This is a genomic window from Sphaerisporangium aureirubrum (assembly GCF_042658925.1).
In the GTDB taxonomy this organism is placed as follows: Bacteria; Actinomycetota; Actinomycetes; order Streptosporangiales; family Streptosporangiaceae; genus Sphaerisporangium; species Sphaerisporangium aureirubrum.
This window is the reverse complement of record NZ_JBHSRF010000175.1, coordinates 1-2,065: the sequence shown is the minus strand read 5'-3', so window position 1 is coordinate 2,065 and position 2,065 is coordinate 1. Positions and strand designations below refer to the sequence as shown.

General features: G+C 69.2%; 2 protein-coding genes. Both read left to right on the top strand.

Going from position 1 to position 2,065, the window contains the following annotated elements:
- On the top strand, positions 1-1,374 hold a 1,374-nt coding region (locus ACFP1K_RS41000), incomplete at its 5' end, for an FtsK/SpoIIIE domain-containing protein (RefSeq protein ID WP_380763996.1).
- Between the two features lie 6 nt (positions 1,375-1,380).
- On the top strand, positions 1,381-2,028 hold the full coding sequence (locus ACFP1K_RS40995) for a DUF2637 domain-containing protein (RefSeq protein WP_380763994.1): 648 nt from the start codon (positions 1,381-1,383) through the stop codon (positions 2,026-2,028).
- The last annotated feature ends 37 nt before the right edge of the window (positions 2,029-2,065 follow it).

The following is a 2,065-nucleotide window of genomic DNA, read 5'->3' as shown; positions in this document are numbered from 1 at the left end:
GGTCTCCTCCTCACGCTCGGAGTCCTGGCCGCCTCGGCGGCCGGGCTCTGGGCCTGGCGCCGCTGGCACCACCGGTCCTACTGGCTGTGCCTGGGCTACCCGCTGACCGCCGTCAGGGTCCGTCTCACCTGGCGCAAGGTCGCTCTGGGGTGCGGCCTGACCAAGAAGCGGCAGCGCTTCTGGTTCACCACCGTCCCCGGCCTGATCTCCTCGACCGGCCTCGTCCGCGTCAAACGGCGCTTACAGCGGGTCGCGGTCGACACCAAGCCGTGGATGTGGCCGCCCATGCCGACGCGTCACGGCTGGCGTGTCACGATCCGCCTCCTGGAAGGGCAGATCCCCGAGGACTACGCCGCGGTGGCCGAACGACTCGCGCACTCCTGGCGCGTGCACGCCGTACGCGTCTCATCGCGGAAACGGGGTCGCGTCACCCTGGCCGCGACCATCCGAGACCCGCTGGTCCGAATCGACCAGCTCCCCGTCTCGACCGAACTCCTCAAGGTCACCGTCGGCCGGCTGGAGACCGGCTCCCCCTGGGTCATCGACTTCCGCACGGTCCCGCACTGGCTCAACGCCGGCGCCACCCAATCGGGAAAGTCGAACCTGGCCAACGCCCTGATCATCGGACTTTCCCCCCAACCGGTGGCCCTGGTCGGATTCGACCTCAAGGGCGGGGTGGAGTTCACGCCCTACGAACCCCGCCTGTCGGCCCTGGCCACCTCCCGCGCCGAATGCGTACAGCTCCTGGACGACCTGGTCGCGCTGATGGTGGACCGGATGGCGGCCTGCCGCACCGCCGGGGCACGCAACATCTGGCAGTTGCCCGGCGACCGGCGGCCGGTCCCGGTGGTGGTCCTGGTCGACGAGTTAGCAGAGCTATACCTGATGGCCGACAAGTCCGAGAAAGACGAGATCGCTAAGACCTCGACGGCCCTGCTGCGGGTCGCTCAGCTCGGCCGGGCGTTCGGGATCTACCTATTCTGCTGCGGCCAGCGAATCGGCTCCGACCTCGGCCCCGGCGTGACCGCGCTGCGCGCTCAGTGCTCAGGGCGGATCTGCCATCGGGTCAACGATCCCGAGACCGCGACCATGACCCTCGGGGACCTCGACCCCGCGGCCCTGGTCTCCGCACGCGCCATCGCCTCTGAAACCCCTGGCGTCGCGATCGTGGCCGGCCAAGACGGCCAGTGGTACCGGGCGCGCTCCTTCTACGTCTCCGAGCAAGCCGCCGAAGTCGCGACCCGCACCTACGCCGAACTCACTCCGTCCTGGGCGGGCGTCATGGCCGGTACCCACCACGCCCAGGTGACCGATGCCGACCTCGCCGAGTTCCTCGATCCCGAAACCGCCGTCCTGGAACACGGGAAGAGCTGACCCGTCATGCGACGCCTGGCCTCCTGGCTGCTGGACTCCGGTCCTGTCCTCGTCCTGGCACTGATCGCCGGCGCCGGTTCTTTCTCCCACGTACGACAGACAGCGGTGGAGCACGGGCAGACAGGCGCGATGGCCTGGGCGGTGGCCGTATGCGTCGATCTGACCTGCGTCATGGCCGCCCGTGAACGGCAACGCGACAAGAAGACCGGCCGCAAGCGGACCGGCCCGCTCTCCTGGCCGACCTTCGTTCTCGTCGCCGGAATCGTCCTGTCCCTGGCCGCCAACCTCCACCAGGCCGAACCCTCCGTGTGGGGCTGGCTCACCGCCGCAACACCCGCAGCAGCCTTCCTAGTCGCCGTCTCGATGCTGGAACGAAGAGCGACCGCCCTTCACCTCAAACCTTCCCCGCCCTCGACCGGTTCTGCGCCGGCCGCCGCGATTCCAAGCCTCCTGTCTGCCTCTGATGGCGCCCAGGGCGACGCCACCGACCCCTCTCCTGCACTCCTCGACTACGCCCGGCGCGTGGCCGACGAACACCACGCCAAGCATGGCAAGCCCATCACCCTCGACTTACTGCGTGCCCGGCTGGGCGTGTCCAGCCAACTCGCCACCGACCTACTCCGCCACCTGCCCACCGCACCGGAAACCTCGTGAAGGGAGCATCACCGATGCCTGCCGACACCGACCACCA

Coding starts and splice junctions, on each gene's coding strand:
- ACFP1K_RS40995 (WP_380763994.1), top strand. CDS start 1,381: ATGCGACGCCTGGCCTCCTGGCTGCTGGACTCCGGTCCTGTCCTCGTC.